This is a genomic window from Peribacillus psychrosaccharolyticus ATCC 23296 (assembly GCF_000305495.1).
Classification (GTDB): domain Bacteria; phylum Bacillota; class Bacilli; order Bacillales; family DSM-1321; genus Peribacillus; species Peribacillus psychrosaccharolyticus.
This window is the reverse complement of sequence record NZ_AJTN02000247.1, coordinates 1-1,202: the sequence shown is the minus strand read 5'-3', so window position 1 is coordinate 1,202 and position 1,202 is coordinate 1. Positions and strand designations below refer to the sequence as shown.

The 1,202-nt window shown below is 25.4% G+C and carries 1 protein-coding gene; it reads right to left on the bottom strand.

Annotated features, from left to right (window positions below):
* Nucleotides 1–37: 37 nt before the first annotated feature.
* Nucleotides 38–1,202: hypothetical protein (locus WYK_RS25035; RefSeq protein ID WP_040376200.1), on the bottom strand; the 1,165-nt coding region annotated here is incomplete at its 5' end.

The following is a 1,202-nucleotide window of genomic DNA, read 5'->3' as shown; positions in this document are numbered from 1 at the left end:
AGTTAAACTAGATTGACTCTTTTATACAAGTTTTAATTTAATTATATTGATGCTGAAGTTTATCCTTATTGTTATTTTGAATTATATTTTCCAATCTCTCTTTTCCTAAAGGGAGTTCATATTTATCTTCAAAATATGGTTGATAAACTTCATTTACCAAACAATCAAATTTATGAATTAAAAATCTATATTGAAAGCTAAGAGCCAAATCTCTACCAATAGTACTCCAATCATTATATTCAGAAGAATTGTTCCTTTTTAAATAAGATGAAAAATAATAGATCGCCTCAACATAATAATATTTAATGTGTTCAAGATTTTTAATTGCCTTTGTATAGAATTTGTAAGCTTTTTCAAAATCCTCTTCTATAAAAGCATACATTAAGTTTTTCAATCCAAAAGAATAAGGATTAACGGCAACAAGCTTTCTAATTCTTTCCTCTGTAACTAATTCCATTTTTGCTTGAATATAAGTAAACTGCATAATTTCTAAATGTTCTTTCTTATACAATCCTTTAATTTCTTTATTTAAATACTCGGAGTCAAGTTTATCTAAATTAAATAATACTTCTAATTCAAAGAAGGTGTCATTGCTCGTTTTTAAAAACGGATATTTCTCTAAAAAACTATATGCTCCTACACTAAAGAGTACATCGAAATACGCACTTTTATAATAAATATTATCTTCAATTGTTTTTGTTAATATTTCCATTTCATTTCCGTATTTATATATACTCATGGATTCACTATTTATATATATATCTACTTTATTATTACTATTAATCAAACTATAGCTTTCGTTGAATGGAAGTACTGTTTTCAATTCATTTAGACTTTTTTTAAATTCGCCTTCATAATAACGCAAACGAAGTTTTACTACGTCAAACATTAATTCGGATTTCTCAATGTCTCGAAAATGTTCCTTTAACTTTTCTAATGGTTTTATGCATTTTTTCCCTTGGTATATTGACGCCATGTAATCAACAACTTCAATAGTATAATCTATCAAAGCCTCTTGATCTTTTTTTACATGGTTTAAGTAACTTAAACTAAAGAAAAAATTTTCAAGATTATAATCAAAGAATTCAAGTCTTGACTTTGGAACCTTCAATTTACCAAATTTAAATAACAAGTAAGCATTATATTCATATGCCTTAGTATAATAACCTTCCTTTTCTAATATATTTCTTTGACTAAATTTA